This window comes from Streptomyces venezuelae (assembly GCF_008642315.1).
GTDB classification, from domain to species: domain Bacteria; phylum Actinomycetota; class Actinomycetes; order Streptomycetales; family Streptomycetaceae; genus Streptomyces; species Streptomyces venezuelae_D.
Genome location: NZ_CP029192.1, coordinates 6,324,965 through 6,349,933, shown reverse-complemented (window position 1 = coordinate 6,349,933; position 24,969 = coordinate 6,324,965). Strand labels below are relative to the sequence as shown.

Genomic DNA, 24,969 nt, shown 5'->3' with positions numbered 1-24,969 from the left:
ACAGGTGGGCATGATCGGGCAGTTGAGCAGGAGGCTGTTCGCGGGGCGTGACCGGGCGCTGCCCGCACCGGCCGCCCCGGGTGACGTCCTCGCCGAGGCCGAGGGGGTGCGGGTGCGGCTCGGCGGGCGCGAGGTGCTGGGCGGGAAGTCGGGCGGGATGTCGGGCGAGGCGTCGGGCGGGGTGTCGCTCGCCGTTCGCGCGGGCGAGGTGCTGGCCCTCGTCGGGCCCAACGGGGCGGGAAAGTCGACCCTGTTGGCCGCGCTCGCCGCCGACCTGCCACCCGCCGAGGGGGTCGTACGCGTCTGCGGCAGGCCCGCCGCCGACTGGCCCGCACCGGACCTCGCGCTGCGCAGGGCCGTGCTGCCGCAGTCCGCCGCGCTGTCCTTCCCCTTCCCCGTCGAGGACGTCGTCCGCATGGGCCGCGCGCCCTGGGCCGGGACGCGTCCGGCGGACGACGACGACCGGATCGTGCGCGCGTCGATGGCGGCCACCGAGGTGACGGAGTTCGCCGCGCGCCCCTTCTCCGCGCTCAGCGGCGGCGAGCGGGCCCGGGTCGCGCTGGCCCGCGTCCTCGCCCAGCGCGCCCCGCTGCTGCTGCTCGACGAGCCGACCGCCGCCCTCGACCTGCGCCATCAGGAGCTGGTCCTGCGGATCTGCCGGGAGAGGGCGGCCGCCGGTGACGCGGTCGTGGTGGTCCTGCACGATCTGGGGCTCGCGGCGGCGTACGCGGACCGGGTCGCGGTGCTGCGCGACGGGACCGTCGCGGCGGAGGGCGCCCCCGGCGACGTATTCGAGGAAGCACTGCTCTCCGAGGTGTACCGGCAGCCGGTCGAGGTCTTCCCGCATCCGCGCACCGGCGCCCCCGTGGTCGCCCCGCTGCGGAAGCCGCCGCAGGGCCCGCACACCCCCGCTTGACCGTCGCTTTGCCTGGTCATGGCCCATCCATCAGGCTGCTGTGATCGGGCCGTGAGCGGTGGTGGAACGTGAGAGCTGAATCACGGAACGGGCGGGTATTACCGAGGTAAGGCTCAGTTAAGTTAGGTCCGCCTCGCCCGCCTGTGGCGAGGCCAGCGCCTGCCGTGAACCGCCTTGGAGCCCCCTATGCGCCCCGTGCGACCCGCCCGTGTCCCCGTCGTCACCGCCGTCGTCGCCGTGGCCGCCCTGACCGCCGTCACCGGCTGCACGGAGAAGAGCGACGCCAAGAGCGGCGGGACGAACAGCGTCAGCGTGACCGCCACCGACGACGCGTGCGAGGTCTCCAAGAAGGAGTTCACCGCCGGACACGTCGAGCTGGCCATCGAGAACAAGGGTTCCAAGGTCACCGAGGTCTACCTCCTCTTCCCCGACGACCGCATCGTCGGCGAGCGCGAGAACATCGGCCCCGGCACCAAGCAGAAGCTGACCGCCGAGGTGAAGGCGGGCTCGTACGACATCGCCTGCAAGCCCGGCATGAAGGGCGACGGCATCCGCCAGAAGGTCACCGTCACCGGCGGCGGCAAGAGCGCGAAGCGCGACCCGCGCCTGGACAAGGCCGTCGCCGCGTACCGCGCCTACGCGCAGGCACAGGCCGACGAGACGCTGCCCGCCACGAAGACCTTCACCGACGCCGTGCGCAAGGGCGACCTCGACGCGGCGAAGAAGGCGTACGCCACCTCCCGCATCGGCTGGGAGCGCACCGAGCCGGTCGCGGAGTCCTTCGGCGACATCGACCCGAAGGTCGACGTGCGCGAGGACGGCCTCGAAGAGGGCCAGGACCTGGCGAAGGACTGGACGGGCTGGCACCGTCTGGAGCGCGCGCTGTGGAAGGACAAGAAGATCGGCGAGCGCGAGAAGACGCTCGCCACGCAGCTCGACAAGGACCTCCTGGACTGGCAGAAGCGGGTCGGCAAGGCTGTGATCACGCCGACCTCCATGGCCAACGGCGCCAAGGAGCTCCTCGACGAGGTCGCCACCGGCAAGGTCACCGGCGAGGAGGAGCGCTACTCGCACACCGACCTCGTCGACTTCAAGGCCAACGTCGAGGGCGCCCAGAAGTCGTACGAACTCCTGAAGCCGGTCGCCGCCGAGAACGACCCGGCGCTCACCAAGGAGCTCGACAAGCAGTTCGCTGCCCTGGACAAGCTCCTGGAGAAGCACCGCGAGGGCGGCGCCGGCTCCTACGCGTTCACGTCGTACGACAAGGTCGGCAAGGCGGACCGCAAGGAGCTGCACGACGGCGTCAACGCGCTGGCCGAGCCGCTGTCCAAGCTCGCCGCCGCCGTCGCCGAGTCCAAGTAGCGGCAAGGGGGAACGATGGCTGAGACCACCACCACGAGGCGTTCCGTGCTCGGCTGGGGCGGCGCCGGGCTCGCGCTCGGCGCGGCCGCGGCGGGCGGCGCCGTGGCGATGGCCCGCTCCGGCGACGACGTGACACCCGCCGCCGATCCGGGGGCCGCCGTCGCCTTCCACGGCGCGCACCAGGCCGGCATCGCGACCGCCGTCCAGGACCGGCTGCACTTCGCGGCGTTCGACGTGAAGACGGACGACCGGGAGGAGTTCGTGCGGCTCCTCAAGGACTGGACGAAGGCCGCGGCGCGGATGACCGCGGGCCACGCGGTCGGCGAGGGCGCGTACGGCGGGCTCGCCGAGGCGCCGCCGGACGACACCGGCGAGGCCCTCGGTCTCAGGCCGTCCCGGCTGACGCTCACGATCGGCTTCGGGCCCTCCCTGTTCGGGAAGTTCGGGCTCGACGACAAGCGGCCCGAGGCCCTGGTCGACCTCCCCAAGTTCCCCGGCGACAACCTCGACAAGGACCGCAGCGGCGGCGACCTGTGCGTGCAGGCCTGCGCGGACGACCCGCAGGTCGCGGTGCACGCGATCCGCAACCTCGCCCGCATCGGCTTCGGCAAGGTCGCCGTGCGCTGGTCCCAGCTGGGCTTCGGCAAGACGTCCTCGACGACGCCCGACGCCCAGACGCCGCGCAACATGATGGGCTTCAAGGACGGCACGCGGAACGTCTCCGGCACCGACGCCGCCGCGCTCGCCCGGCACGTGTGGGTCGGGCCGAAGGACGGCACGGACTGGATGACGGGCGGCTCCTACCTGGTCGCCCGCCGGATCCGCATGAACATCGAGACGTGGGACCGGACCTCGCTGCAGGAGCAGGAGGACGTCTTCGGCCGCGACAAGGGCGAGGGCGCGCCGGTCGGCAGGGCCAAGGAGCGGGACGAGCCGTTCCTCAAGGCGATGAAGCCGGACGCGCACGTCCGCCTCGCCCACCCCGACACCAACGACGGGGCGACGATCCTGCGCCGCGGCTACTCCTTCACGGACGGCACCGACGGCCTGGGCCGCCTGGACGCGGGCCTGTTCTTCCTCGCGTACCAGCGGGACCTCCGCAAGGGCTTCATCCCGGTGCAGCGCAGCCTGTCGCGCTCCGACGCGCTCAACGAGTACATCCAGCACGTGGGTTCCGCGGTCTTCGCGGTCCCGCCGGGCGTCCGCGACAAGGACGACTGGTGGGGCAGGGGCCTGTTCACCGGGGAGGCATGAGCCGATGTTCGGCAACTATCTGATCGGCCTGCGCGAGGGCCTTGAGGCCAGCCTGGTCGTCTGCATCCTCATCGCGTACCTGGTGAAGACCGGGCGGCGGGACGCGCTCGTCCCCATCTGGGCGGGCATCGGCGTCGCGGTGGCGCTGGCACTCGGCTTCGGCTGCGCGCTCACCTTCGGCTCGTCGGAGCTGACGTTCGAGGCGCAGGAGGCGCTCGGCGGCTCGCTGTCGATCGTCGCGGTGGGCCTGGTGACGTGGATGGTCTTCTGGATGCGGCGCACGGCACGGCACTTGAAGGCCGAGCTGCACGGCAAGCTGGACGCGGCCCCGCGGATGGGCACGGCGGCGCTGGTGGCGACGGCGTTCCTCGCGGTCGGCCGGGAGGGCCTGGAGACGGCACTGTTCGTGTGGGCGTCGGTCCGCGCGTCGAGCGACGGGTCGCACGCCCCGCTGATCGGCGTGATCCTCGGGCTGCTCTCCGCGGTCGCGCTCGGCTGGCTGTTCTACCGGGGCGCGGTCCGCATCAACCTCGCGAAGTTCTTCACCTGGACCGGCGCGATGCTGGTCGTCGTGGCCGCGGGCGTCCTCGCGTACGGCGTGCACGACCTCCAGGAGGCGCGGTTCGTCGGCGGCCTGAGCGACAAGGCGTTCGACATCAGCGCGACGATCCCGCCGGACAGTTGGTACGGCACGCTCCTGAAGGGCGTCTTCAACTTCCAGCCCGACCCGACGGTGCTGCAGGTCGTGGTGTGGCTGCTGTACCTCGTCCCGACGCTGGCGTTCTTCTTCGCGCCGACGCGTTCCACTCCGCGGAAGGCCGCGCCCGAGAGGGCAACAGTTCCGGAACAGGGTTGATCGGGACTCGTCAAGTTGCAAAGGCGTGTGCCTATGATCGGCGCGTTCATCAGTCGATCGACCTACGGGGAAGCTCCATGCGTAACTCCCGGTTCGGGAAGAGCCTTGCCACGCTGACCGCGGTCACCGCGGTGGCGCTCGGCGCCTCGCTGATCACCGCTCCGACCGCCTCGGCGGTCGGCGGCAGCGCCTGCACCAAGAACGTCAAGAACCACAACATGATGGTCATCAACGTGGGCGCCACCGCGTACTCGGGCCCCGGCACGAGCTACAGCAAGCGCAAGCGCCTCGAGTGGTTCGACAACGTCTACGTCCGCTGCTACACGGTGAAGCGCAACACCCAGTGGTACTACGGCGACCTGCCCCGCACCAGCAAGCGCGGCTGGGTCAACGCGCAGCTCCTGCAGGAGATCTGACCCGCACCACGCACCCTTTCCCGGGCCCGATAAGGTTCGGGCCCGGGAAGGGGTAGGTGAGGGAATTCCGATGAGCAACGTTCGCAGGGCACGACGGCTGCGCAGGCCCGTCACGGCGTCGGCGGCGGTGACGGCACTCGCGCTCGCGGCGACCGGATGCGTGACCGTGCACGGTGAGCGGGAGATCGTTCCCACGGCCACCAAGCCGGAGGCGGAGCGCGCCCTCAAGGACTTCCTCAAGGCGTACAACGCGGCGGACAAGGCGTACGACCCGGCCCTGGACGCCCCCCGCATCACCGGGCCCCTCGGCGCCATCAACCAGGGCGGCCTGAAGTCGCGGCGCGTGCAGCACCCGGACGGCAACGCGGGGCACGTGCCGCTCGAACTCTCCGACGCGACGTACGCGATCCCGAAGAAGGCCGGCTGGCCGCGCTGGTTCATGGCCGACACGAAGGCCAACCGCCGCTCGGACCTGCGCTGGCTGTGGGTGTTCACGAAGGGCGGCCCCGACGAGATGTGGCGGGCCACCTACCTGAACCTGGTGTCGCCGCAGAAGATGCCGGAGCTGAAGAAGGACGAGGACGGCTGGGCCGTGCCGGTGGCGCCGACCGCGAAGGACCTCGCGATGGCCCCGTCGGACCTCGGCAAGGAGTACACGACGTACCTGAAGTCGGGCGGCGACGGCTTCGCGCCCGGCGATCACACGACGCGCTGGAAGGCGTACCGCGAGCGCAACAGCAAGCGGGCCGGTCTCGCCGTGCAGTACGTCGACGAGCCGCGCAACGAGGGCACGTTCGCGCCGCTGGGCCTGCGCACCGAGGACGGCGGCGCGCTGATGTTCTTCTCCACGCACCACTACGAGAAGCAGACCGCGTTCAAGGGCCTGAGCCCGAAGGTCGACGCGGACGCGAAGGCCCTCCTCAAGGGCACGGTGCGGCAGACCCTGATGCTGGAGCGGGTCTCCAACCAGGTGGTCGTCGACCCGACGGGTGGCGGCGATGTGGCGTTCCTCGGCCGCATCCAGGGGTTGACGGGCGCGAAGGGCGACTAGCGGCCCCTCAGCCGCGCAACGGCCAGGCGGCGATGTCGTCCTGGGGCTCGCCCGCGACCCGGGCGCACTCGTCGGTGAGCGTCGCGAGGAGCGTCAGCGGGTCGGGCAGCGGGTGCTCGGGGCCGCGCAGCCAGCGCACCTCCAGGTCACCGGGGAGCCGGGCGGGCGGCACCAGGACGTAGGAACCCCGGCAGTGCCAGCGCAGGCCCGGGTGTTCGTCCATCGTCTCGGGGTGGCTGTCCAGCTCGCAGGGCCACCACTCGTCCTCGTCCTCGGGGGTGCCGCGGGTCGCGGTGAAGAAGAGGAGCCTGCCGTGTCCGTTGCTGCCGCCCGACTCGGCGACGGGGCCGACGTCGATGCCGGCCGCGAGGAGCCGTTCGAGGGCTTCGAGGCCGGCGTCCAGCGGTACGTCGAGGACGTCGTGGACCATGCCCGTCGCGGTGATGAAGTTGGCCTGGGGCTGGTGGCGGGCCCACCGCTCGATCTGGCCGCGGTCGGTCGTGGACTGCGTCTGCCAGGCGAAGGAGACGGGGTGCCGGGCCGGTGTGGGGCAGCCGATGCGGTCGCAGGAACATCGGTACCCCGACGGATACGCGGCGGGCGCGAGGGGCAGCCCGGCCCCCGCGGCGGCGAGGAGCAGCTCCTCGCGGGCCCGGTCATCCGCCGATGTGTCCTTGGGACGCCGACGGAGCCACTGGGAAATCCTGCCCTGCCCGCCGGACCGGCTGCCGAACTCCGCGCCCATCTAGCCCCTCACCTCGCCGTTGTGCCGAAAGCATGACCCCATGGTCGCACCATCCTGCGCCCCGGGGGGCCGGAGCTCACATCCGGGGTCTCCCGGGGTGATGCCAGCCTGTGGGTGACATAGCGGTCTATTTCAGTGCAAGGAGTGATGTACCGGCCTACCGTGGGCGCCATGGTCATTAGGACTGTGCTGACGGGCCTCACGGCGCTCACCCTGACGGCACCGCACGGGTTCCTCGCCCCGATCGAGTGGGGCGGCGGGCCCCTGACCGTGGACGCACTCCCCCGCGTCGTCTACACGGCCCACCGCGGCGGGGCCCTGGAAGTGCCGGAGAACAGCATGTCGGGCCTCCTGGCGGCCTTCGAACGCGGCACGGCCCAGGTCATCGACTTCGATACGCGGATACTGCGCGACGGCACCCTGGTGGTCATGCACGACGAGACCGTGGACCGCACCACGTACGCGTCCGGCTCGGTCCGCACCATGGACCGCTGGGACTGGCTGGCCGTCCGGCTGCGGCCGGGGACCACGCTGCCGGGCAACTGGCGCCCGGAGCGGCCGCCGACGGTCGCGGAGGTCCTCGACCGGTTCGGCGGGAAGATCATGCTGATGCTGGAGGCCAAGGACCCCAAGAGCCTCGATCCGCTCGCCCGGCTCATCCGGTCGCGCGGGCTGACCCGCTCGGTGTTCGTGAACACCAACGACCCGGCGGTCGCGCGGCGCGCCCACCGGCTGGGGCTGCTGGCCCAGCTGTGGCGTTCCCGGGGGCAGATGCTCACCGACCGCCCGGAGGGGTGGGCGGCGTTCGTGGACGTCCTGGACGTGGACTACAAGGCGCGCGACGGCGACCTGCTGCGGGCGGTCAACTCGGGCATTCCGCGGGTGTGGGCGCACACGGTGACCAAGCCGAGGCAGCGGGACCGGGTGCTGTGGCTCGGCTGCAACGGCGTGATCACGGACGCCCCCGGCCTGCTCTCGCGCACGCCGGTCAAGAAGTACAAGCGGGTCAGGGTCGGCGGGCCGGTCCGGCGGTGAGCCCGGTCAGGGTGCCTCGGGGCGCGGAGTGATGCCGTAGAGGGCGTACTCCACGAGCGTGTCGGCGTAGGCGTGGGTGAGCGGCCCCGAGCGCATCATCCAGCGCTGGGCGAGCGGGCTCGCCCACAGTTCCAGGGCGATGCGGGGGTCGATGCCGGGGGCGACCTGCCCGGCGTCGCGGGCCTGCTCCACGCGCCGCACGTAGAGCTGGAGCTGCGGCTCCAGGAGCTTCTCGACGAACTCGGCGCCGAGCTCGGGGTTGAGCAGCCCCTCGGCGGCGAGCGCGCGGTAGGGGGCGTCGTACTTGGCGTCGTTGAACTCGTCGACGGTGGCCCGCATCACGTACTTGAGGTCGGCCTCCAGGTCGCCCGAGTTGGGGATCTCCGTCTGGAGCTCGGCCTGGCCCGCGTTCTCGCTCGCGGCGCGTGCGGCCTGTTCGCCGAGGTCGAGGAAGGCGTCGAGCAGGACGGCGCCCTTGGACGTCCACCAGCGGTAGATCGTCTGCTTGCCGACGCCGGCGCGGGCGGCGATGGCCTCGATCGTGAGCTTCGCGTAGCCGACCTCGGTGACGAGGGCGAGGGCGGCGTCGTAGATCGCGCGGCGCGAGCGTTCGCTGCGGCGCGTGGAGTCGGGGGCAGTCTTCTGGACCATGCGTCGAATGTAGCAGCGGGCGAACCGAGACGTCCCGTCTTGACAAGACGTTCCGTCTCGCTGATAGTAGTCGATATCGCGAGACGCTCCGTCTCGTTAAAGGTGTCGACGCACGCTGAAGGAGTACGACATGACCCGAGGTGGATCCGGAAACATGCTGGGCGTCGGCGGCACGCGCAGCAATCTCTCCCGCGGCGCACTGCGCGGCGCGGGCCGCGGCGACCGTGTCGGCGGCGGGCTCAGCCCCCAGCAGCAGAAGCGTGAGCTGCTGCGCAGGCTGCGGGAGGGCCGCGAGGCGCACGGCAGGCCGTGAGGCATGGCACGGGTGGTGCGGATGACCATCTCGGCAACCACCCGTTCGGTGCACAGCGCGAAGGCTCCTCACACCGCACTATGGGCATCAACTGCCCCACCAAGGGCAGCACATGACCCTGCGGTACGTGAGGAGCCTTCTTTGTCCCGTAATCCTCGCTCTCCTCGGCGCGCCACACCCCGGCGCTATCTGATGTGCCCACCGGCACACTTCAAGGTCACTTACTCCATCAACCCCTGGATGGACCCCACCAAACCGGTCGACGTCCCCCTCGCCATCGCCCAGTGGGAGGACCTGCGCGACCGCTACCGCTCGCTCGGCCACACCGTCGAGGAGCTCACCCCCCGGCCCGGCCTGCCGGACATGGTCTACGCGGCGAACGGCGCGACCGTCGTCGGGGGCCGCGTGCTGGGCGCCCGCTTCGCCTACGCCGAGCGCGAGCCGGAGGCCGTGGCCCACCTGGAGTGGTTCCGCGCCCACGGCTTCACCGAGATCCACGAACCCGTCCACATCAACGAGGGCGAGGGCGACTTCGCCGTCACGTCCTCCTACGTCCTGGCCGGACGCGGCTTCCGGGCCAGCCCGCTCTCCCACGGCGAGGCACAGGAGTGCTTCGGCCGCCCGGTCATCGGCCTCGACCTCGTCGACCCCCGCTACTACCACCTGGACACCGCACTCGCCGTCCTGGACGACGCGGCGGACGACGTCATGTACTACCCGCCCGCCTTCTCGCCCGGCAGCCGCGCGGTCCTGCGGCGGCTCTTCCCCGACGCGCTGATCGCCGAGGAGCCCGACGCCGTGGCGCTCGGGCTCAACGCCGTCTCCGACGGGCTCCACGTACTGCTGCCGCAGGCCGCGGCTGGTCTCTTCCAGCCGCTGCGCGAGCGGGGCTACGAACCCGTCCCGATGGATCTGAGCGAACTGCTCAAGGGCGGCGGCAGCGTGAAGTGCTGCACGCAGGAGCTGCGGAGCTAACTCTTCCGCAGGTCGGCCGGGCAGAGCCGGCGCGGTTCGTCGTCACCCTTGAGGCGGGCGTCGACGCAGCCGCCCGGCAGCCCGTCGTGCGCCGTGGTGCCGAAGTTGGCCGTGACGGTCAGCGTGCCCCCGCCGAACACCGTGCGCTGGACCGTGTTGTCGGCGGTCAGGCGCCGGTAGGAGGTGAGGGGCTCGGTGCCCGCGGCCTTGTGCAGCGGCGCGAAGTACTTCTGCAGCGCCGCGAGTTCGGCACCGTGCTGCTTCAGGGAGGGGCCGTCGAGGACGTAGTTGAGCGGGGTGTTGTAGAGCATCGCGGTCAACGCGCGGTCGGTCTTCTGGTCCGGCAGCTTCTCGTACGAGAGCTCCCAGCGCTCGGCGTTGACGAGCGAGCCGTGCAGCGCGGTCTCGTAGAGCGGCACGCGGTAGCGCGGGTCGTACATCGCCTTGTCGAGGTCGGCGGGCAGGTCGACCGGCTTGAAGAAGATGCCGGGCGCGTCCTCCGGGTAGTAGCCGCCCCACTTCTCGCGGTCCTTCTGGAGCGCCCACAGGCCGTCGGCGACCGGGGTGCCCGCGCCGTGGTCGAAGGCGAGGACCTGGTTGGCCCAGGCTCCGGCGGTCTCGGAGCCGAGGACGAGGCCGCCCTTCCCGTGCTCCGCGATGCGCTGCATCCGCGCGAGGCGGTTCGTGCGGTCCTTCGCCTTGGTCATGCGGTGGCCCTCGGCGTGGTCACGGAAGAGTTCGCCGGTGGCGTCCACGTCGAGGAAGTAGCTGTCGGCGCCGTTGGCGACCATGGAGCGGGTGCGGTCCGCGAGGTGGTGCTCGCGCGGTTCGGACTGCTCGAAGGCCTGGGAGCTGAGGTAGCAGCCGCGGCCGCCGAAGCCGGTCTCGGGCTCGCCCTTCGCGTCGCGCACGCAGTAGTCGGGGTAGACGGTGCCCGGCCAGGCGGAGGTGGGGCTGTCCGCGCTCTTCGGGTCCTGGCCGTTGGCGAAGGAGTCGTAGGGTCCGACGAGGTAGCCGGCCTTCTTGGCGGCGCTCACCGCGGCCTTGTCCATGGGGCCGGGGCCCGCGTCGTAGCCGAGCCACATCCGGTCGACGCCGAGCTCACGGAGCCGTTCGACGCCCTCCGCCTTGCGGGCGGTGCCCCAGGTGTAGGCGTGGAAGGCGCCGAGGAGCTTCTCCGTGGCCGGGTTCTTCGCGATCTTCCGCTTCAGGCTGCCGAGGCGGCCGCGCTCGGCGAGGTAGGAGCGGTAGTCGGCGGCGGGCGCGACCGCGTTGCCGTCGGTCAGGGCGAACGTGACGGTGTAGTCGCGGGTGCCCTCGCCCCGGTCGAAGGTGTGCTCGGCGGTGGTGCGCAGCCGCCCGTCGTCGGCGGTGAAGCCGAGGTCCGTGCCGATGTCGGTGGGCGTGAGGTAGCTGACACCGGTCCGCTTGCCGGTGTGTTTGCCGAGGGTGTAGCCCCACAGGGGCAGGGTCAGCCCTTCGCTCATGTCGACGGTACTGCCCGCGAGTTGGCCTTTCCCCTTCGTCCAGAACGCGTCCTCGACGGGTATGTCCAGGCCTTCGCCGCGGGGCAGTTGGAGGGAGGAGGCGGTGGCGTCGGTGCCGGTGACGGGCCAGCTGACCTTGGTGTCGCGGTGCGCCTTCATGCTGAGGGAGAGGCGGCCGTGGTCGGTGCGCGCGGTGACGTCGATGCCGCGTGCGGGGTAGCTCCAGCGTGCCCGGTCCTTGCCGGTGCGGGTCACGGGGCCCGGCGTGCCGAGGTCGGTGCCCGCGGCGTCGGAGAGGGTCAGGTCGCGCCCCGCGCCGGTGCGGGCGCGGACGGCGAGCGTGGCGGTGTCGACGACCGCGGTGCCGCCGTCGAGGGAGAGTTCGACGTCGCGGCCGTGCGGCTCCTGCGCCCCGGCGGTGAAGGCGTACGTGGTGGCTCCCGCGGCGGCGACCGCGAGGGCGATGGACAGGGCGAGGAAACGGGTCTCCGACCGCCTGCGGGCGTGGCCGGGAGAGCTGCTCTTGTTCGGCATGGACCAGTAAGTAGTCGCCGACTCTAAGAACCTTTTAAGAACAGCGGCGGACCGGCCGTGAACAGGGGCGGTTCAGCCATCTGGCCGACTTCGTGCTAACAATACGAACGCAACACCACAACCAAAAAGTTGGGCCCACCAGGGCCCAGGGGGAAGAAGAGGTATCAGCGCAGTGAACCGCATGCGCATGTCCGCCGCAGTTCTGGCCACCGCGGGGGCGCTCACCGCCGCACAGCTGGGCCTGGCCGGGTCCGCTTCCGCGGCGTCCGGACCGACCGCCAAGGCCTCGCCGCGGGTCGTCAACGGCTGCCCGATCGACATCGTCTACCCGAAGCGCTTCTCGTACGACCGCTACGGGAACGTGACCAACGGTGGCCTGTACTTCGGCATCAAGAGCAAGACCACGAAGAGCATCAAGAAGGTCACCTTCACGGTGACCAACACCAAGAACGTCCGCTTCAGGACGGCGACGCCGACGGGCGGCAAGATCACCCACCGCACGACGAAGACCGTCTCGGTCTACGACAAGTCCTTCGCCGGCAAGGCGAAGCTCGGCTTCAAGGTGAAGACCCGGCTGCTCAACACCCGTTCGTTCGGCGTGAAGTTCACGCTGCGCGGGTCGGGCTGGAACTGCTCGGTGAACCAGGGGACCTGGGGCCCGAGGTAGTTCACTGCGCGGACGGGGGCGGCCACGCGTCGCCCCAGTCCGCGTCGCGCGCGGCGCGGTAGAGGAGGCCGTGGCGCTTGGTCACGGTCTCCCTGCGCAGCACCTCCTCGGCCTCGCACAGGTCGAGGAGGACCTGGCCCTTGCGGATCTGCGGGCGGCGCACGATGCGCGTGGGCGCGGGTTCCGGGTCGAAGCGGACCGCGGCGACGTAGCTGAACTTCTCGTCCTCGTACGCCAGGGAGCCGCCCTTGACCCGGCGGTGCAGGGACGACCTGCTGACGCGGGCGGAGAAGTGGCACCAGTCCGTGCCGGGCTCGATGGGGCAGGCGGCGCTGTGCGGGCAGGGCGCGGCGACGCGGTAGCCGGCGGCGATGAGGCGGTCGCGCGCCTCGATGACGCGCTGGTAGCCGTCGGGGGTGCCGGGCTCGATGACGACGACGGCCTGTTCCGCCGCGTGGGCGGCGGCGTCGACGACGGACCGCCGGTCGGCTTCGGTGAGCTCTCCCAGCACGTACGACACCGTGACGAGATCAGTGCTCTCGATCGCGAGCGCCGCTCCGATACGGGAGCGCTGCCACTGGACGTCGCGCAGCTGAGGTGCCGCGCCGGCCAGTTCCCGTCCCAGTGCGAGCGCGGGCTCGGCCCAGTCGAGGACCGTCACGGGCCGCTCCCCCGCCCAGGTCGCCGCGACGGCCCACGTCGCCGCGCCGGTTCCGCCGCCCACGTCCACGTGACTCCCGGGCGCCCACCCTTGTGGCGCGGCGTCCGCGAGCGCGCCGAGCGCGGCACGGACCGCCTCGAAGGTCGCGGGCATCCGGTACGCCGCGTACGCCACGACATCCGCACGGTCCCGCAGGATCGGCGCGTCGGTCGGGGTCCGCCCCCGATAGTTCGCGATCAGCCGCTCGACGGCCTGGGTCGCCTGCCGCGGCGGAAGACCGTCCAGCAGCCCGGCGAGGGCGGCGCGCAGGGTCTCGGCCGGGGACGCGGTGGCCGTGGCCTGGGGGGTGGGGGCGTTCACCCCGTGATTCTACGGGGGGCGGGTGTGACACGTGCCCCCCACTGTGCCTGAGCCCTGGACACGGGCTCGTCTGCCCGGCCGGGCAGCGTCGGCGGCTGCGGGCCCGCTCCGGCTGGTCGCGCAGTTCCCCGCGCCCCTAAAAACACCCCCGGCACCGCCAGGGCCCCGCACAACCAAGACACACGAACGCCCCCCGCAAGGACGCGAAGAACCCCGCGACCCAGCCCCGCCGGGGTTAGGGGCGCGGGGAACTGCGCGACAGACCCGCAGGGGCTGCTCAGGGGCGCGGGGAACTGCGCGACAGACCCGCAGGGGCTGCTCAGGGGCGCGGGGAACTGCGCGACCAGCCACCGGCGGCCCGCACCCGCCGACGCTGCCCAGTCGGGCAGACGAGGCCGCGTCACCGCCCCCGAGCAAGCGCAGCGCTACCGTCCCCGCGCCGCGCGAGCGAGCCGCGTCGCCGCCGCGACCCGGGGCGCGTTGTCCGCCGCCCGCCGGCGCGGATGGACCGTGTTGGCGAGCAGGACCAAGAACGTGTCCGTCGACGGATCGAGGACCAGCGACGTCCCCGTGAACCCCGTGTGGCCCGCCGCCCCCCGCCCCGCGAGCTCGCCCATGAACCAGGGCTGGTCGATGCCGAAGCCGAGGCCGGACCCCGCGAGCATCAGCTCGACGAAGTCGGGCCCGAGGATGCGCGCCCTGCCGTACGACCCGCCGCACAGCAGCGTGCGGCAGAGCACCGCCAGGTCGCGAGCCGTGGAGAACAGCCCCGCGTGTCCCGCGACGCCGCCGAGCGCCCACGCGTTCTCGTCGTGGACGGTGCCGCGCAGCATCCCCCGGTCGGCCTTGGCCCAGGGCTTGCGCTGGTCCTCCGTCGCGGCCGCGTCGGGGCGCGGTCCGAAGCCCGTGGCCGTCATGCCGAGCGGGCGGGTGATGCCCTCGCGGATCAGGTCGTCCAGCGGGCGGCGGGTGAGGCGCTCCAGGATGTGCTGGAGGAGCAGCATGTTCAGGTCGGAGTAGACGTAGTCGCCGGGTTCGGTGGCGGGGGCCTCGGCGCGCAGCGCGGCCAGGCGCGCCGCGGCGTCCCGGCAGTCGTACAGCGGCAGCTCGGGCCGGAGCCCGGAGGTGTGGGTGAGCAGCTGGCGGACCGTGATGCGGTGCTGCGCGGCGGCCGTGAATTCGGGGACGTACGCCCCGACGAGCGCGTCGATGCCGAGTGTGCCCCGCTCCAGCTGCTGCACGGCGGCGACGGTCGTGAAGAGCTTGGTGAGGGAGGCCAGGTCGAAGGGCGTGGTCGTGCGCATCGGCACCCGCCATTCGGGCGGCAGCTCGACGCCGCTGTCGGCTACCGGGTCGTACGAGGCGTAGCGCACCGCCCAGCCCGCCGCCTGCTCCGCGGCGATGACGGGCCCGCGGCCCACGAGGACGACGGCGCCCGCGCACCAGGGCCGCGGCCCGCGCGTCAGGTCGGTCACCTCGGCGACGAGGCGGCCGATCTCGTCGGGGTCGAGGCCCGCGCGGTCCGGGGTGCCGGGGCGCAGGAGTCTGGGTGCGCTCAGTGGTCCGCCTCCGTCGCGTGCGCCGTGGGTTCGTGCTGCCAGGGGCGGCACAGTCCTACGAAGCATGCGATGGCTGCCACCGCGCAGGCCAGTTGGACCACGGCCATCGGGACGGCCGTGTCCTCGCCCGCGATGCCGACGAGGGGCGAGGCGACGGCGCCGACGAGGAAGGAGGAGGTGCCGAGGAGCGCGGAGGCGGAGCCCGCGGCGTGCGGGGTGCGGTTCAGTGCGAGGGACTGGGTGTTGGGCAGGGTGAGGCCCATCGACGACATGAGGACGAAGAGCCCGGCGGCGACGGGAACCAGGCCGACGTCGCCGAAGACGCCGGTGGTCATGAGCAGCAGCGCCACCGCGGCAACCGTGATCATGGCGAAGCCGACGGCGAGGACCTTGTTGAGACTGGTGCGGCCGACGAGGATCTTGCCGTTGATCTGGCCCGCGGCGATCAGTCCGACGGAGTTGACGCCGAAGAGGAGGCTGAAGGTCTGCGGGGACGCGCCGTAGATCTCCTGGATCACGAAGGGCGAGGCGGAGATGTACGCGAAGAGCGCGGCGAACGCGAAGCCGCCCGCGATCATGTAGCCGGCGAAGACGCGGTCGGCGAGGAGCGACTTCATGGTGCGCAGCGCCTCGACGGTGCCGCCGCTGTGCCGCTTCTCGGGGGCGAGGGTCTCGGGCAGGCGGCGCCAGACCAGCAGGGTCAGGGCGGTGCCGACGACCGTGAGGACGACGAAGATGCCGCGCCAGTCGGTGAAGCGGAGCACCTGGCCGCCGATGAGGGGCGCGGCGACGGGGGCGACGCCGGAGATCAGCATCAGGGTGGAGAAGAAGCGGGCCATCGCCACGCCGTCGTACAGGTCGCGGACGATCGCGCGGGCGATGACGATCCCGGCGGAGCCCGCGAGGCCCTGGAGCAGGCGGAAGCCGATGAGGAGCTCGACGGTGGGCGCGAAGGCGCAGGCCGCGGTGGCGATCACGTAGACGAGCAGGCCGGCGAGGAGCGGTCGGCGGCGGCCCCACTTGTCGCTCATGGGGCCGACGACGAGCTGGCCGAGTGCCATGCCCATGAGACAGGCCGTCAGGGTCAGCTGGACGGTCGCGGCCGGGGAGCTCAGGGCGTCGGTGACCTCCGGCAGCGCCGGCAGGTACATGTCCATGGAGAGCGCGGGGACGGCGGTGAGCCCGCCGAGCACGAGGGTGACCAGGGCTCCAGTACGGCGAAGGGCGGCGGGACCGGATGGCTCCGCCGCCTTCGGTATCGGATGGTCTTCCGTGGCCTGCCCGAGCTCAGGCATCGCGCCCCTCCCAGTCGCTGCGTCTCGCCTCTGCGGCTTCTATCGTCGCAGCTGTGGGTGGGTGGTACGGACCGGTTTCCGGCTACGCCGGGTGCAGGCCCGGGTTTCCCGCCTCCGTCACGAAGGACGCAGCCGTGCTGATGGGGGCGCCCGGCTTGGTGATCACGGGGACCGTCTTGAAGTCGGCGAGCGCGGAGTTGCGGTCGAGGGCGACGGTCACGTAGCCGCGGCGGCCGTTGTAGAACTTCATGTGCGGGTTGGCCTTCATGAGCGTGTTCCAGTTGGCGGGCTTGTCCGCGCCGTCCTTGCCGCTCGCGATGGACGTGGCGACGATCTCCGTGCCGACGTTCTTCGAGGAGGGGTCGTCGAAGTCGTCCTTGATGTCGAAGGCGTAGCCGACGTGCACGTCGCCGGTGAGGACCATGAGGTTGTCCAGGCGCGCGGCCTCGGCGCCCGCCAGGACCCGCTTGCGGGAGGCGCGGTAGCCGTCCCAGGCGTCCATGGAGAGCTTGGCCTGCGCGTTGAGGTCCAGCCTGCGCTCGGAGAAGGCGACCTGCTGCGGTACGACGTTCCACAGGGCCTTCGAGCGGCGCCAGCCGTCGATGAGCCAGCGCTCCTGGGTGGCGCCGGTGATGCTGCGCGCCGGGTCGTCCGACTCGGGTCCCGGGACGTGGGCCGTGTCGCCGTAGGCCTGGTCGGAGCGGTACTGGCGGGTGTCCAGGATGTCGAACTGGGCGAGCGTGCCCCAGGTGAGGCGCCGGTAGAGCTGCAGGTCGGGTCCGCTCGGCAGCTGGGCGCGGCGCAGCGGCTGGTTCTCCCAGTAGGCGCGGTAGGCGGCGGCGCGGCGCAGCAGGAACTCGGCCGGCGGGTCGTCGTTCTCGGAGATGTCGTCGGCGTAGTTGTTCTCGGTCTCGTGGTCGTCCCAGGTGACGACGAAGGGGTGCGCGGCGTGTGCGGCGCGCAGGTCGGGGTCGTGCTTGTAGAGGGCGTACCGCAGGCGGTAGTCCTCCAGGGTCTTCGTCTCCTTGTTGAAGTGCGCGGGCAGCGTGCGGTCGGTGTAGTTGCGGGCGCCGCCGACCGCGTTGACCGCGTACTCGTAGAGGTAGTCGCCGAGGTGGAAGACGACGTCGACATCGTCCTGGGCGAGGTGCTTGTACGCGGTGAAGTACCCGTCGTGGTACGCCTGGCAGGAGACGGCGGCGAGGGTGAGGCTGCCGGGGCGGGCGCCCTGGTGGGGCGCGGTGCGGGTGCGGCCGGTCTCGCTGATCCAGCTGCCGGTCCTGAAGCGGAAGTAGTAGGTGCGGCCCGGGAGCAGGTGGTCCGCCTCGACGTGCACGGTGTGGCTGAACTCGGGGTGCGCGGTGACCGTGCCCCGTCTGGCGACGCGCCGGAACCGGGCGTCGTGGGCGACCTCCCACTGGACGGTGACGCGCTGCTGCGGGAGGCCGCCGCCGGGCTCGTAGGGGGCGGGGGCGAGGCGGGTCCAGAGCAGGACCGAGGTGGGCTGCGGGTCGCCCGACGCGACGCCGAGGGTGAAGGGGTTGTCCGCGAGGCGCCGGGCGTCGAGCTCGGCGGCGCCCGCGACGCCCGCGGTGGGCAGGTTGGTGGCGAAGGCGAGTGCGGCGGCGGCGCCCGTGACGGTGAGGAAGCGACGGCGTCCCACGTGCTGGGCGGCGGCCCGGATCTCGGGTGCGTGCTGCTGGCCTGCGTTGGTCATGTGGCCCTCCCCTGACGATTGGTGTCAGGGGCATGGAAGTAGTGGGGGACGACGCGCGACTGTCGCGTACACAACACCCGTATGGCGGGCGGATGATGTCCGCGTGGACGCCCCTCCCGTACGCTGCGGGGCCATGAACGCTGAGCGAACTGCCGCATCGAACGGGTCGGGGACCACCCCTTCCGGAGCCTCGTCCAAGGTCGCCGTGGTGACCGGCGCCGGGTCCGGGATCGGCCGCTCCGTCGCCCTCGAACTGCTCGCCGCGGGCTGGTCCGTGACGCTCGCGGGCCGCCGCACCGAGACCCTGGAGGAGACGGCGGCCCTCGCGGCCGCCGGGTCGGGCGCGCGGGACGACGCCGTCGTCTGCGTGCGTACGGACGTGTCGCGCCCCGAGGACGTGGCGGCCCTCTTCGCCCGCGTCGGCGACGCCTTCGGCCGCCTGGACCTCCTCTTCAACAACGCCGGCACGTTCGGCCCCGGCGGCGTCCCGGTCGAGGAACTCCCCTACGACGCCTGGCGCCACGTCGTCGACACCAACCTGAACGGCGCTTTCCTGTGCGCGCAGGCGGCGTTCCGGCAGATGAAGGAGCAGGACCCCCAGGGCGGCCGCATCATCAACAACGGCTCCATCTCGGCGCACGCCCCGCGCCCCAACTCGGTGGCGTACACGGCGACGAAGCACGCCCTGACCGGCCTGACGAAGTCCCTCTCCCTGGACGGCAGGCCGTACCGGATCGCGGTCGGCCAGATCGACATCGGCAACGCCGCGACCGACATGACCGAACGCATGCAGTCCGGCATCCTCCAGGCCAACGGCGAGCTGGCGAGCGAGCCGGTGATGGACGTGTCGGACGTGGCCCGCACGGTGCGGCACATGGCGGAGCTGCCGCTGGAGGCGAACGTTCAGTTCGCGACGGTGCTCGCGACGAACATGCCGTACGTGGGGCGCGGCTGAGGCGATGGCGCGGCCCGGGGGCCGGCGCGAGATCTCCACAAGTGGAATAGGAACTACCGCATCAATCGGGGTCACTGCTCCCCTTATGCTCAGTTCCTCTCCACGAGAACTTCACACTTGGAGCACTCCTTGCGCATACGCACCACGGCCCCCGCCGTCCTCGCCGCCGCCGCCCTGTCGGTGTCGCTGCTCGCCGCGTCCCCCGCGTCGGCCGCGACGGCTCGTCACCAGGGCGGTCTGCACCTCGGCACCATCCAGTACGACAGCCCGGGCCGGGACAGCCGTTCGAACTCCTCGCTGAACGCGGAGTGGGTGAACATCCACAACAGCGGCCGCTCGGCGGTCCAGCTCAAGGGCTACAAGCTGAAGGACGACACCGGCTACACGTACACCTTCGGCAGCTACAACATCGGCGCCGGCAAGACCGTCAAGGTCCGCACCGGCAAGGGCTCCAACGCCTCCGGCGTGCGCTACTGGGGCCGTACCAACTACGTCTGGAACAACACCGGCGACAAGGCCCGCCTGATCAAGCCGAGCGGCTCGCAGCTCGACTCCTGCAAGTGGACGCGGCTGGCCTCGGGCTCCATCAGCTGCCACTGACCACCATCAGGGGAGGGGAGGGCGACCGCTCCGCGGCGGGGGCCCGCGGTTGGGGCCGCGGGAACGTTCCGCGCCGCGGAACGGTCGCCCTGCGACGGAACCCCCGCGATGGAAGGCCTTTCGACGGACGCTCTTACGACGTTCCGTCAGGCCTGGCCCGTCTCGAAGCGGGTGACCTTCCCGTCGTCGACGGTGAAGCGCCACTTCGTACGCATCTCCCCCCAGGCGTCGTTGCGGTACGAGACCGTCAGCACGCGGCCTCCGTCCGCCTCCGACTCGACGTCCATGTGGCCGTTGGACGAGAAGATCTCGCGGTCCGTCCAGTCGGCGACGTCACGGTCCGTGCCGTCGTCCGACATGGTCGCGCCGGGCGCGAGCAGGGCCTCGAAGGCGGCCTTGTCGTGGGAGTTCACCGCGGTCACGAAGGCCCGGACCGTGGGGTCCGCGAGCCGGTTCACCTGGATGCTCATGGGTTCACGCTCACACCGGGCGCGGCCCGCCGCCACCGCTGCCCCGCCGTACGGGCGTCACCCGTACGGCCCGGTGACCGGGTGGCCGGGGCCGGTCCGGTGGACGGTGGAGGCGGACGCGACCGCCACCCCGCCGAGGGGCCGAACCAGGAGTTCCCATGACCACCTGCACGTGCCTGGACCGCCGTGACCTCGGGCTGCTGCTGCTCCGCGCGGGAACCGGCGGCGTGCTCGCCGCCCACGGCGCCCAGAAACTGTTCGGCTGGTTCGGCGGCGGCGGTGTCGCGGGCACCGGCGCCTTCATGGAATCCGTCGGATACGCGCCGGGCCGCCTGAACGCCGTCGTCGCCGGTCTCTGCGAGGCGGGCGGCGGCGCGCTCCTCGCGCTCGGGCTCGCGACGCCCGCGGCGGGCTCGGCGGCGGCAGGCGCGATGGCGGGCGCAGCGGCCGTGCATGCGCCGAACGGCTTCTTCAGCCAGGGCGGCGGCTACGAGTACCCGGCGTTCCTCGGCATGGTCTCCGCCGCACTCGCCGTCACCGGACCCGGCCGCTACTCCGCCGACCACGCGCTCGGCCACTCCCTCAACCGCTCCTGGATGGTCCCCGCCGCACTCGCGGGCACGGCGGTCGGGGTGCTCGCGACGATCGGCGCGAGGAACAAGAACGTACGCGCGGCGGCGCGACCCGACGAGCCCGCGGCGGACAACGACGAGACGGCGGCGCGGGGGGCCTAGCGCGCTGAGGCCCGGCGCGCGGGGCCCGGGCCCGCGGGTCCGGGGCGCCCGCCGTCGCCCGACGGGAGAAGCACGGCAGGGCTCGTGGCAGTCTGCGGGGCATGGACGACGAGCAGCAGCCCCCCTCCCCCGCCCAGCCCGCCTCCCCCGCCGAACCCGCCGAACCCGCCGAACCCGCCGACGGCGACCCCTGGCCCACCGTCGAGCGGCTCCACGCCTGGCTCGACGCGCACAACCAGCAGCAGCCCCAAGCAGCCCTGCTGCTGCGCATGTTGAAGCTCTCGGAAGAGGTCGGCGAGGTCGCGCAGGCGGTGATCGGGGCCACGGGGCAGAACCCGCGCAAGGGCACCACGCACAGCTGGGACGACGTGCGGGCCGAGCTCTGCGACGTCATCGTCACCGCCATGGTCGCCCTGCGCACGCTCACCCCGGACGCGGCGGCCGTCCTCGCCGACCACCTGCGCCGCGTCGACGAACGCTCCACGGCCCACGGCGGCACCAAAACCGTTGTGCCGCCCGCCGGTCGTCGGGCTAGCGTCCCCGTTCATGACCACTGAGACCAGCGAGACGACTCCCGCCGACGGCGAACGGCCGCCGCGCCTCACCCGCCTCACCTTCCACGGCCCCCTCTCCGAAGCCCGCGCACAGCGGCTCGTCGAGCGCCTCGCCGCGTCCGGTCCGCGCACCGTGCTCGATCTGGGCTGCGGGTGGGGCGAGTTGCTGCTCCGCGTCCTCGAAGCCGTCCCCGGCGCCACCGGCATCGGCGTCGACATCAAGGGCGAGGACCTGGACCGCGGCCGGGCGGCCGCGAAGGAGCGCGGGCTCGACGGCCGGGTCCTGTTCGTCGAGGAGACGGCGCGGGACACCGCCCGCGGCCCCGCCGACGTCGTCCTGTGCCTCGGCGCGAGCCAGGCCCTCAGCTCCGCCGCACCCGCCCTGGCCACCGTCGAGGCGCTCCGCGCGCTGCGGGGCCTGGTCGAGCCGGGCGGCCGTGTCGTGCTCGGCGAGGGCTTCTGGGAGCGCGAGCCCACCGCGCGGGAGCTGGCCGGGATGTGGCCGGACGCCGACGCCGGCGAGCACCTGTACCTGGGGGACCTCGTGGACGCGGCGATCGAGGCCGGATTCCGCCCGCTGCGGGTGGAGACGGCGGGCGTGGACGAGTGGGAGGAGTTCGAGTCGGGCTACCGTGCCGACGTCGAGGAGTGGCTGGCGGCGCATCCCGACCACCCGGAGGCGGCGGAGACCCGCGCACGCGTGGACGCCCAGCGTTCGTCGTGGCTGCGCGGCTACCGCGGAGTGCTCGGCATCACCTATCTGACCTTGGTTCCGGTGGGCTGAGGCGGGTTAGGGTCGCCGTATGGGCGCCACGGTCGCTGCGGTCAGCAGCAACGCAACGTACTCCTTCACCAAGCCGACCCGTGAGAGCGTCACGCTGCTCACGGGCCTCGGCGTCGAGGGGGACGTGCACGCGGGTACGAAGGTGAAGCACCGCTTCCGTGTCGCGCAGGACCCGGACCAGCCGAACCTGCGCCAGGTCCACCTCATGCACGAGGAGCTCTTCGACGAGCTGGCCAAGGACGGCTTCACCGTGGCGCCCGGCGAGCTCGGCGAGAACGTCACCACGCGCGGCATCGACCTCCTGGGCCTCCCCACCGGCGCCCTTCTGCACCTGGGCGACGAAGCGGTCCTGGAGATCACGGGCCTGCGCAACCCCTGCCGGCAGATCGACGACTACCAGGCCGGCCTGATGAAGAAAGTCGTCGGCCGTGACGCGTCGGGGACCGTCTTCTACAAGGCGGGCGTGATGAGCGTCGTGCGCCGCGGCGGCGAGGTCCGCCCCGGCGACGCGATCGGCGTCGTGCTGCCGGAGGGCCCGCACCGGCCGTTGCGGACCGTCTGACGGGCTCTACCGCCCGAACCACGCCTCCGCCAGCGCGTCCGGCGTCGGCTCCGGCGGAGCGGGCAGTTCCCGCAGGTACCAGGGCAGATTGCTGTACACGTGGAGCAGGGTGTACGCGAGCAGCGGACGTGGCTCGAACGTCCGGCCGTACGCCTTCATGAAGCGGGCGAGCAGGCCCGGTTCGGCGCGCGTGACGAAGAGGCCGACGCCCACGAAGTCGTACGCGGGATCGCCGATCATCGCGGGCTCGAAGTCGAAGAGCCCGGTGAGCCGCCAGCCGTCGGCCGGGTCGACGATCAAGTGCTGGCGCATGAACTCGGTGTGCAGCAGCGCCGGCCGTACGCTCCCCGCGTCGGGCAGCGGCACGGAGTCCAGGAACACGGGGAGCTGCTCCAGCCAGGCCTCCGGCAGTCCGCACTTCCGCTGGCGGGCGACCGCTCCGGCCCGCTGCCGGTCGACGAACGCGCCCCAGTCGCCGGGCCCGAGGACGTCGGCGAGCGGGGCCGGGTCGAGCGCGTGGAGCGCGGCGAGCGCTTCGGCGGCGTCGGTGACGACGCGCTCGCGGTCGGCGCGCGGGATGCGCGGCCAGGCGGCGGAGAGGTCCTCGCCGGGCAGGCGGGACATCAGGACGTAGCGCCAGCCGTTCTCGTACGGCCCCTCGGCATGCAGGCGGGGCGTGGGGACGGGGAGGCGGCCCTCCACATGGCCGAGGACGCGGGCCTCGGTGACGGCGTCCCGCGCGGCCGTCCCGGGGAACAGCTTCAGTACGTGGGCGTCGCCGACCGCGTAGACCGGCTGGGAGCCCGCGGAGTAGCGGGTGAGGCGCGCCCCGGCGAGCCCGAGGCGGGCGCACAGGTCCTCGGCGGCGGGCCGCACGATCGTGTCGTCGGGGACGACGCGGTCCCACTCTTCGTCCGTGGTCACTTCGGGAAGCATGATCGGCACGGTAGAGGCGCCGTGGCGCGACGGCGACCGGGTTTCGCGGGGGATGGCTACCGAAGTAGGTGCGGGACCGACTTTCGGCCGCTGTGCGACGCCCCTCCTCCCTCCTAGCGTCCGGAGTGAAGACGGTCGACGGGCGGAACGGAGTCCACGAGATGCCGGGCAAAGAGCGCGGGAACAGCGAGGTACGGGGCGGGCGGTACGGCGAGGAGGACGGCGGGGCGCCAGGCGCGGCCACCCGCCTCGGTCACCCGCGGAGCGACCTGCTGGTGCTGCTCGTCGGCACGCCGCTCCTCGGGCTGCTGCTCGGGCTCGCGCTGCCGCCGTTCGCCCGCTGGGCGTCCGGGTCGCCGGTACTGCCGTGGCGGGACGGCATCGAGTTCCTCGGCAGGCTCGACGCGCCCTGGCAGCTCGGGCTCTTCGTGGCGGCGGGCCTCGTCGCCGGTGTCCTGCTCGTCCTCGCCGCGCACGCGGAGGAGATGAGCCTGACGCTCACCGACGAGCGGGTGGAGGTCGTGCGGGACAGCCGGCCCCGGGCCTTCGCACGCGCCGACGTCTCGGCGGTGTTCCTCGACGGCAAGCAGCTCGTGCTGCTCGGCACGGATTCGGGCGAACTCGTGCGCGGCGCGCACGCACCGCGCGCCGCCGCGCTGGCCGGGGCGTTCCGCGCACACGGTTACCCGTGGCGGGACAGCGACCCGCACGCGGCACTGTTCCGCCGCTGGATTCCCGGCACCCCGGACCTCCCCGCCGAGGTCCACGCGCTGCTCGCGGCGCGCGAGGCCGCGCTGAAGCGGAAGGCGCCGCGGGACGCCGGTGACCTCGGCGGGACGGTACGGGAGCTCGGTTACGTCGTACGCGACGAGGGGACGGAGCAGTACTGGCGCCCCCTCGCCGCGGTGTGAGGGGTGCGGGTCGGAGGGTGCGGGTCAGAAGACGAACGGTCCCGGTGACTGCGCCGACGTCGCGTCGCACGTCACCGTGAGGCCGAAGACGACGATCTTCAGGGACGTGCCCTCCAGGCTGTCGCCCGCGGCGACGGTCCCGGTGAGCGGTCCGGTGGAGACGTCGCCGCCCGCCGGGATGGCCGGGTTGGAGCTGCCGGTGAAGTCGGTCGTCCCCGAGCCGTTCTTCGCGAGGGTGAGCGTCGAGTTCACCGAGCCCGCTCCGATGTCGATCGGGGCCTTTATCGCCGAGGTCGACACCTCGATGGTCGCGCTGGTGCCGTCCTGGCTCGCGGAGAGCGTCGCCGTGCCCGAGCCGTACGTTCCGCAGTCGAACGAGAGCGTGGCGCTCTGCGGTTCGACGGCGCCCGCCGCGGGCGCCGTCGCGAGCGCACCGACGGCGAGGGCGCCGACGCCGAGAGCCGTGCCGATTCCTCTGCCGAGTCTGCCGTTCCGCATGGGGGACCTGCCTTCGTGGGGTGGGGGGAGGGCGGGGGCCTCGCATTCCTGACGGGTAGTCAGCTGTCCGGCCCGCCGCCCATTGAGGCACAGGGACCTTGGAGTGACAAG

27 protein-coding genes are annotated in these 24,969 nt (G+C 72.3%); 17 read left to right on the top strand and 10 right to left on the bottom strand.

The window, feature by feature from the left end; translation table 11 throughout:
- Nucleotides 1–10: 10 nt before the first annotated feature.
- The 6 genes from DEJ48_RS27845 (at nt 11) to DEJ48_RS27820 (ending at nt 5,855) form a co-directional block, all read left to right on the top strand.
- A complete protein-coding gene (locus DEJ48_RS27845) occupies nt 11–916 on the top strand; it encodes a heme ABC transporter ATP-binding protein (RefSeq protein ID WP_150221439.1) in 906 nt (301 codons plus the stop codon).
- 195 nt (nt 917–1,111) lie between these two features.
- Nucleotides 1,112–2,278: an iron uptake system protein EfeO gene (efeO, locus tag DEJ48_RS27840; protein ID WP_150221438.1), complete on the top strand. Its 1,167-nt coding sequence runs from the start codon at nt 1,112–1,114 to the stop codon at nt 2,276–2,278.
- A 15-nt stretch (nt 2,279–2,293) separates the two neighbouring features.
- A complete protein-coding gene (gene efeB, locus DEJ48_RS27835) occupies nt 2,294–3,532 on the top strand; it encodes an iron uptake transporter deferrochelatase/peroxidase subunit (protein ID WP_150218971.1) in 1,239 nt (412 codons plus the stop codon).
- Between the two features lie 4 nt (nt 3,533–3,536).
- Nucleotides 3,537–4,388 (top strand): iron uptake transporter permease EfeU, encoded by an 852-nt coding sequence (efeU, locus tag DEJ48_RS27830; RefSeq protein WP_150218970.1) that lies wholly within the window; start codon nt 3,537–3,539, stop codon nt 4,386–4,388.
- Nucleotides 4,389–4,465: 77 nt separating this feature from the next.
- Nucleotides 4,466–4,804: a hypothetical protein gene (locus tag DEJ48_RS27825; RefSeq protein WP_150218969.1), complete on the top strand. Its 339-nt coding sequence runs from the start codon at nt 4,466–4,468 to the stop codon at nt 4,802–4,804.
- A gap of 70 nt (nt 4,805–4,874) precedes the next feature.
- Complete coding sequence (locus DEJ48_RS27820; protein WP_150218968.1) at nt 4,875–5,855, top strand: hypothetical protein; 981 nt, start codon at nt 4,875–4,877, stop codon at nt 5,853–5,855.
- Nucleotides 5,856–5,862: 7 nt separating this feature from the next.
- Here the strand turns inward: DEJ48_RS27820 and DEJ48_RS27815 are convergent, their stop codons facing one another.
- Nucleotides 5,863–6,600 (bottom strand): bifunctional DNA primase/polymerase, encoded by a 738-nt coding sequence (locus DEJ48_RS27815; RefSeq protein WP_150218967.1) that lies wholly within the window; start codon nt 6,598–6,600, stop codon nt 5,863–5,865.
- A 171-nt stretch (nt 6,601–6,771) separates the two neighbouring features.
- Here DEJ48_RS27815 and DEJ48_RS27810 point away from each other — a divergent pair, with 171 nt between their 5' ends.
- A complete protein-coding gene (locus tag DEJ48_RS27810; protein WP_150218966.1) occupies nt 6,772–7,635 on the top strand; it encodes a glycerophosphodiester phosphodiesterase in 864 nt (287 codons plus the stop codon).
- Nucleotides 7,636–7,641: 6 nt separating this feature from the next.
- Here the strand turns inward: DEJ48_RS27810 and DEJ48_RS27805 are convergent, their stop codons facing one another.
- A complete protein-coding gene (locus DEJ48_RS27805) occupies nt 7,642–8,286 on the bottom strand; it encodes a TetR/AcrR family transcriptional regulator (protein ID WP_150218965.1) in 645 nt (214 codons plus the stop codon).
- A gap of 130 nt (nt 8,287–8,416) precedes the next feature.
- Between DEJ48_RS27805 and DEJ48_RS27800 the strand changes: the two genes are divergently transcribed.
- Together DEJ48_RS27800 and ddaH are read left to right on the top strand one after the other, a co-directional pair.
- Entirely contained in the window at nt 8,417–8,599 is a 183-nt protein-coding gene (locus DEJ48_RS27800) for a DUF6243 family protein (protein ID WP_150218964.1), read from the top strand.
- A 141-nt stretch (nt 8,600–8,740) separates the two neighbouring features.
- On the top strand, nt 8,741–9,574 hold the full coding sequence (gene ddaH / locus DEJ48_RS27795; RefSeq protein ID WP_362821980.1) for a dimethylargininase: 834 nt from the start codon (nt 8,741–8,743) through the stop codon (nt 9,572–9,574).
- Here ddaH and DEJ48_RS27790 read toward each other — a convergent pair.
- The gene (locus tag DEJ48_RS27790) at nt 9,571–11,595 is read right to left on the bottom strand and encodes a glycoside hydrolase (RefSeq protein WP_150218963.1); all 2,025 of its coding nucleotides are present in this window, start codon (nt 11,593–11,595) and stop codon (nt 9,571–9,573) included. The two genes, ddaH and DEJ48_RS27790, sit on opposite strands and share 4 nt — an antisense overlap.
- Before the next feature lie 187 nt (nt 11,596–11,782).
- Here DEJ48_RS27790 and DEJ48_RS27785 point away from each other — a divergent pair, with 187 nt between their 5' ends.
- Nucleotides 11,783–12,262 (top strand): hypothetical protein, encoded by a 480-nt coding sequence (locus DEJ48_RS27785; RefSeq protein ID WP_223832228.1) that lies wholly within the window; start codon nt 11,783–11,785, stop codon nt 12,260–12,262.
- Between the two features lies 1 nt (nt 12,263).
- Here DEJ48_RS27785 and DEJ48_RS27780 read toward each other — a convergent pair whose 3' ends face one another.
- The 4 genes from DEJ48_RS27780 to DEJ48_RS27765 all read right to left on the bottom strand — a co-directional run bounded on the left by DEJ48_RS27780 (nt 12,264) and on the right by DEJ48_RS27765 (nt 17,854).
- Complete coding sequence (locus DEJ48_RS27780; protein ID WP_150218961.1) at nt 12,264–13,283, bottom strand: small ribosomal subunit Rsm22 family protein; 1,020 nt, start codon at nt 13,281–13,283, stop codon at nt 12,264–12,266.
- 425 nt (nt 13,284–13,708) lie between these two features.
- Nucleotides 13,709–14,908, bottom strand: a complete 1,200-nt coding sequence (locus tag DEJ48_RS27775) for a serine hydrolase domain-containing protein (protein WP_150218960.1) — start codon at nt 14,906–14,908, stop codon at nt 13,709–13,711.
- On the bottom strand, nt 14,839–16,137 hold the full coding sequence (locus DEJ48_RS27770; RefSeq protein WP_150218959.1) for a multidrug effflux MFS transporter: 1,299 nt from the start codon (nt 16,135–16,137) through the stop codon (nt 14,839–14,841). Before DEJ48_RS27770 ends, DEJ48_RS27775 begins: the two co-directional genes overlap by 70 nt.
- 82 nt (nt 16,138–16,219) lie before the next feature.
- The gene (locus DEJ48_RS27765; RefSeq protein ID WP_150218958.1) at nt 16,220–17,854 is read right to left on the bottom strand and encodes an alkaline phosphatase D family protein; all 1,635 of its coding nucleotides are present in this window, start codon (nt 17,852–17,854) and stop codon (nt 16,220–16,222) included.
- Between the two features lie 133 nt (nt 17,855–17,987).
- Between DEJ48_RS27765 and DEJ48_RS27760 the strand changes: the two genes are divergently transcribed.
- Both DEJ48_RS27760 and DEJ48_RS27755 read left to right on the top strand, forming a co-directional pair.
- Entirely contained in the window at nt 17,988–18,809 is an 822-nt protein-coding gene (locus tag DEJ48_RS27760) for an SDR family oxidoreductase (protein ID WP_150218957.1), read from the top strand.
- 129 nt (nt 18,810–18,938) lie between these two features.
- A complete protein-coding gene (locus DEJ48_RS27755) occupies nt 18,939–19,409 on the top strand; it encodes a lamin tail domain-containing protein (protein WP_150218956.1) in 471 nt (156 codons plus the stop codon).
- 146 nt (nt 19,410–19,555) lie between these two features.
- Here DEJ48_RS27755 and DEJ48_RS27750 read toward each other — a convergent pair whose 3' ends face one another.
- A complete protein-coding gene (locus tag DEJ48_RS27750; RefSeq protein ID WP_150218955.1) occupies nt 19,556–19,879 on the bottom strand; it encodes a nuclear transport factor 2 family protein in 324 nt (107 codons plus the stop codon).
- A 158-nt stretch (nt 19,880–20,037) separates the two neighbouring features.
- Between DEJ48_RS27750 and DEJ48_RS27745 the strand changes: the two genes are divergently transcribed.
- The 4 genes from DEJ48_RS27745 to DEJ48_RS27730 all read left to right on the top strand — a co-directional run bounded on the left by DEJ48_RS27745 (nt 20,038) and on the right by DEJ48_RS27730 (nt 22,513).
- Nucleotides 20,038–20,613, top strand: coding sequence for a DoxX family protein (locus DEJ48_RS27745; RefSeq protein ID WP_150218954.1), 576 nt, complete (start codon nt 20,038–20,040; stop codon nt 20,611–20,613).
- Nucleotides 20,614–20,714: 101 nt separating this feature from the next.
- Nucleotides 20,715–21,170: a MazG-like family protein gene (locus DEJ48_RS27740; RefSeq protein WP_223832227.1), complete on the top strand. Its 456-nt coding sequence runs from the start codon at nt 20,715–20,717 to the stop codon at nt 21,168–21,170.
- Nucleotides 21,160–21,951, top strand: coding sequence for an SAM-dependent methyltransferase (locus tag DEJ48_RS27735; protein WP_150218953.1), 792 nt, complete (start codon nt 21,160–21,162; stop codon nt 21,949–21,951). The genes DEJ48_RS27740 and DEJ48_RS27735 overlap by 11 nt, the downstream gene beginning before the upstream one ends.
- Nucleotides 21,952–21,970: 19 nt before the next feature.
- Nucleotides 21,971–22,513 (top strand): MOSC domain-containing protein, encoded by a 543-nt coding sequence (locus tag DEJ48_RS27730; protein WP_150218952.1) that lies wholly within the window; start codon nt 21,971–21,973, stop codon nt 22,511–22,513.
- Nucleotides 22,514–22,519: 6 nt separating this feature from the next.
- On the opposite strand, the gene DEJ48_RS27725 is transcribed toward DEJ48_RS27730, so the two are convergent.
- Nucleotides 22,520–23,449 (bottom strand): aminoglycoside phosphotransferase family protein, encoded by a 930-nt coding sequence (locus tag DEJ48_RS27725; RefSeq protein WP_150218951.1) that lies wholly within the window; start codon nt 23,447–23,449, stop codon nt 22,520–22,522.
- A gap of 161 nt (nt 23,450–23,610) precedes the next feature.
- Here DEJ48_RS27725 and DEJ48_RS27720 point away from each other — a divergent pair, with 161 nt between their 5' ends.
- Nucleotides 23,611–24,360 carry a hypothetical protein gene (locus tag DEJ48_RS27720; RefSeq protein ID WP_150218950.1) on the top strand — a complete coding sequence of 250 codons (750 nt, stop codon included), beginning with the start codon at nt 23,611–23,613 and terminating at the stop codon, nt 24,358–24,360.
- A 24-nt stretch (nt 24,361–24,384) separates the two neighbouring features.
- On the opposite strand, the gene DEJ48_RS27715 is transcribed toward DEJ48_RS27720, so the two are convergent.
- The gene (locus DEJ48_RS27715) at nt 24,385–24,858 is read right to left on the bottom strand and encodes a hypothetical protein (RefSeq protein ID WP_150218949.1); all 474 of its coding nucleotides are present in this window, start codon (nt 24,856–24,858) and stop codon (nt 24,385–24,387) included.
- Nucleotides 24,859–24,969: the final 111 nt, after the last annotated feature.